We start from the raw sequence: 4,647 nt of genomic DNA, 5'->3' as shown, positions 1-4,647 counted from the left end.
TTATTGCCAAAAATGAGCCAGATGAATTTGAAATTATGCGGGAAATAGCAAAAGCAAAAGGATATGATTCTCAGAAAAAGATACTCGACCTAATCAAGAAAGTTAAATTAGAAATGCTTTAGGAAAAAGATAGAATAAAATAATGTCTCAAATCAAACGTTATTATATCAGCCAAATAAAGTTATAAGAGGTTAATTTTATGGTAGTATCATCAGCTAATAGCCAATCTTTTACCAAACTTATCGAATACTTAAATTGTGATGCTCTTGATAGTGATGTAGCTACCGCTAGGCTCCGCCAACGCTTATTAATTTCTACTGACATAAGCTGGAATATTTATGAAAACCTATTAAATTATTTGGGAAATTCTCCTGATTTCAAAGTTATTTATCATCAAGGAACTTTACAAGTTATATCTCCTAGCAATCGCCATGAAATTTACAAGAAAATGTTGGGGATGTTGGTAGAAAATTATTGTTTAGAAACAGGAATTCGTTTTTATCCCTTGGGTTCTACAACTTTGAAATCTCAAGAGAAATTAAAAGGAATTGAGCCAGATCAATGTTATTGTATTGGTAGTAAAAAAGAGATTCCTGATTTAGCAATTGAAGTTGTTATTACTAGCGGAGGAATTCAAACTTTAGAAATTTATCAAGGTTTAGGTGTTTCCGAAGTTTGGTTTTGGCAAAATGGAAAGTTACAGGTTTTTTGCCTAGAAAATTCTGAATATTTGCAGAAAAACAATAGTCAGTTATTACCAAATCTTGATTTAAATTTATTAGTTAGTTATTTAGATTGGGACGATTCTTTTGATGCTATTTGGGATTTTAAAGAAAAAATTAAAGGGCAATGAATCACAAGATTAGGATAAGGAAATCTAAACTTTAATCTTAGGCTCTTAGTTGGGCTTGAGCAATAATAGATAAGTATTTCAGAGGCTCAAGCTCAACTACAAACAAAAATTTTATTATTAGTTACCACTAAAAATTAGATCGTAAAAAAGATGAATTATCTTGCTCAAATTGCTAATAACTCCTGGATGAAAATATACCTGAGAATTTTAGCCTTAATTTTTACCTATAGTGGGTTAATTCACATTACAAATATCATAGGTTTAGGCCAACAACCATGGTTAGAAACTCCTCTAACTTGGCAAATAGGAGACATAATTTATGGCATTCTAGATATTGTGGCTGTTATTGGTTTGTGGCAAAGAAAAGCTTGGGGAATTAGTTGTTTTATCATAGGAATTTTATCTCAATTTTTAATTTACACAGTTTTTATAGATTATTTTGTCTTTACCGAACAACAGCGAACCACTATTTACGGTTTATTAGGAACAGAGGTGATTTTACTTTTAATATTTTTAGTTTTATTGTTTTTGAGAAAGTAGTTACTAAATCAAACATTCATCAATTTCAAATATTATCTAGTAATTTTTTTATCAGTAAAATTTATTTTGAGCGATCGGATTCATTTTCTGTTTGTGGAGCTGGAATAATATCTTGAATTGGCTTTGTCCATCCTGGTAATCCATCTGGATATAACTTAGGATAAATAATCAGCAAAAGAATGCCAATAATAGAAGAAATTAAGATGAAAAGAATTTGCCCATTCTGCATCCAAGTCAAGAAATCTAAAAATTCAAATTCTTTGGGTTTCTCGATTTTTGCTTGAGTAGAATTTGCTTTTACTTTTCTTTTTCGCTGAGGAGATACTTTTGGCGGAGGAGAATTTACTATTACTTTATCTCTAAAATTACCCTCATCACCCAATACATTTTCCACAACATTTCCATTTTTATTTTCAATCTTTTTGCTTTGGTCATTGACAAATTTTTCAGCTATACTTTGATTGCCAATAACATCATTATCATTAATATTGATTACTGAGTCAGTATAATTATTTATTGTGTAGTTTGTAGAATCTTTAGGCTGTAAAAAATTCCTACTCCTATCTTTGCCTACTACATCATCAATTAAACTTAATACATTAACTTGATTATAGGGAGGTTTACCACATTCAGTAGTGTATTTTTGATGACTAATTCGTTCTTTTAATTCTCTAAAATTGTAGAAGTAAGGATTCTGATTATTATTACAAGTCTCACAATTACAAGGAATTAACTTATTGTATTTAAGTCGATTATTGTAGGAACTATGAATTTTATCCAACTCGTGAGTCACAATAGTCATTAAATCCCGTTTTTGCTGCCCAGAAATCCTAATTTTTATTTCTCTCTTACCGTAATATTCAATTACTTCTGCTCTAGCTCGATTTTTCTTGAGAATAACTCCGCTTTTCCAAACATATTTTTGCTCCTCAATATCCTTGTGCATCGCTACAATAAACTGAGTAATTATTCCCTTGGGCATAAATTCGTAAGTGTAACGTAAAATCAAGTTATTACTTTCATCCCAATTATATCCTGGTTGATTTTCCGTTAGGAGTTGAGGCGCAATATAGCTTTGAGAAATACCAGGAAATTTATAGCAGAGTTTAAATTTAATCATTAATTGCAGTAACTCGTCGTGCATGTTGGCATATTTATCTTCATGCCAAATATTAGCTAAATCATCCTTAGTGAATCTACCAAAATTATCATAAACTTGGGGATTATCCAGAGCTTTATAAACTGCAGCTGTTCCCCATTCTGGCTTAAGAATAACTGTTTTATTTAACAACGGATCATCCTGAAAATGAAGACAAACTCCTAAGTCGTGTAAATAGCCACTTAATTGTAATTTATCCTCTAGTTTCTTAAACCCATTTTGTTCACAAATGAACAAATATTCTTCTAGACTAATATAGTTACGACCATCTGTTTCTAATGCTTTACGGACTTTTTTCCAAGTCTTAGGAAGAGCACTGCCAATATGAGGTAAATTACTGATGTAATGTTGAATGTCTGTTCTAATTTTTTCTAATCCTCGGTTAGTTGCTAGATTAGTAGCTAAGATTTCTTTGATATTAGAAAATTGACCTTGCAATGCCCGTTGATTAATTTCTCGTTTACGGTCTTGTTTCTCGTTTTTGACAATTAATAAAGGGCTATTATCGCTCAACAATTCTACTACATTCAGCCAATAATAAAAGTCTGTATCTTCTTTACGAGTATCAGCCACAAGAATATACAATGAGCGTTTAGTCAGAAAAAATTGGTGGGTAGTGTGATAAATTTCTTGTCCGCCAAAATCCCAAATATTCATCTGAAATTCATGTTGATTTGCTGTCTGAAAATTCCACTGATGAACTTCAATTCCTTTGGTTGTATCTTCATCTTGTAGTTGATAGTTTTGGTTTTGAATTTTATTAGCTAGAGTAGTTTTACCCGCACCGCCTTCTCCAATAATTAGTAATTTTGCTTCATAGATATAATCTATTCCTTCTTTTTCTATTTGTTGGAAATACTTTATAATTGCTTTTATTCCGCTTCTGGCAATTTCTATTGGAGGGGTTTCCAGAGGATTACCTATTAAATTAATCTCAGTTAAATTGGTAAGCTGAGAGATTGATTTCGGGATAAATTTTAATTGATTATTACTTAAATCAATCTCAGTTAAATTGGTAAGCTGAGAGATTGATTTCGGGATAAATTTTAATTGATTATTACTTAAATCAATCTCAGTTAAATTGGTAAGCTGAGAGATTGATTCCGGAATAACTTTTAATTGATTATTACTTAAATAAAGCCCTGTTAATTTGGCAAACTTAAAGATTGATTTGGGAATAACTTTTAATTGATTACCACTTAAGGAAAGTCTTGTTAAATTTGTAAGTTGAGAGATTGATTCCGGAATAACTTTTAATTGATTATTACTTAAATAAAGCCCTGTTAATTTAGTAAGTTTAAAGATTGATTCCGGAATAAATTTTAATTGATTACCACTTAAGGAAAGCCTGGTTAATTTAGCAAGTTTAGTGATTGATTCTGGGATAAATTTTAATTGATTATCACTTAAATAAAGCCCTGTTAAATTGGTGAGTTTAGTGATTGATTTGGGAATAGTTGTTAATTGATTACCTCTTAAATCAAGCCTAGTTAACTCGGTGAGTTTAGCGATTGATTCGGGAATAGTTGTTAATTGATTATAACTTAAATTTAATACTTTTAGCTGCTCTAACTCCCAAACTTCAGTAGGGATTTCAGTTAATTTTTTATCATCTCCGCTCAAAAAATTGTTTAAGTCTAACTCCCTAAAGTTTTTATCTTTAGCAGCTTGTATTCTTTCTAAAAAACGCTGTGGTATCTGATTCTGCTAATTTGTTTTAGAAGAAGTCATAGCTCAATAAAATAATTTTTACAATCACTATAATACCTACAAATACAAACATTGATTTTCCATAACCATCAGAACTTTCTTACTTCAACCTAACCTACAAAAAATTCTGAAAAATTCTGATAGATAGCCACCCTATCCTTTAGCTAGAAATTTTCTCAGTATTTTAGTAGTGTGCTAAACATTTTAGTAAAAATCATATAACCATGAGTAGATTAAAAAACTAAAACGTTGTAGTTTTCAGTGGCTGATTTTTCACCACCACAAAAGCTACAACAGAAGAAAAACTAAGACGTTGTAGTTATCATCGCCTCATTTTCACACGCCTCAAATTCTGGTGCTTAATAAAATGAAATGACTATTGCGA

At 30.6% G+C, this 4,647-nt stretch carries 3 protein-coding genes; 2 read left to right on the top strand and 1 reads right to left on the bottom strand.

Annotated elements, in window-relative coordinates:
- Positions 1–199 precede the first annotated feature (199 nt).
- Together AC3DU7_RS25905 and AC3DU7_RS25900 are read left to right on the top strand one after the other, a co-directional pair.
- Positions 200–853 (top strand): Uma2 family endonuclease, encoded by a 654-nt coding sequence (locus AC3DU7_RS25905; RefSeq protein ID WP_488042156.1) that lies wholly within the window; start codon positions 200–202, stop codon positions 851–853.
- 150 nt (positions 854–1,003) lie between these two features.
- Entirely contained in the window at positions 1,004–1,393 is a 390-nt protein-coding gene (locus tag AC3DU7_RS25900) for a DUF6163 family protein (protein WP_488042155.1), read from the top strand.
- A 61-nt stretch (positions 1,394–1,454) separates the two neighbouring features.
- Here AC3DU7_RS25900 and AC3DU7_RS25895 read toward each other — a convergent pair whose 3' ends face one another.
- Complete coding sequence (locus AC3DU7_RS25895) at positions 1,455–4,226, bottom strand: COR domain-containing protein (protein WP_488042157.1); 2,772 nt, start codon at positions 4,224–4,226, stop codon at positions 1,455–1,457.
- Between the last annotated feature and the right edge of the window lie 421 nt (positions 4,227–4,647).

The organism is Okeania sp., assembly GCF_983059655.1.
Note: the sequence above shows the minus strand (reverse complement) of the source record. Positions and strands in the feature narration are given on the sequence as shown.

Bases quoted from the DNA above. Each gene is read 5' to 3' on its own strand.
- AC3DU7_RS25905 (WP_488042156.1), top strand. From the start codon at position 200: ATGGTAGTATCATCAGCTAATAGCCAATCTTTTACCAAACTTATCGAA.
- AC3DU7_RS25900 (WP_488042155.1), top strand. From the start codon at position 1,004: ATGAATTATCTTGCTCAAATTGCTAATAACTCCTGGATGAAAATATAC.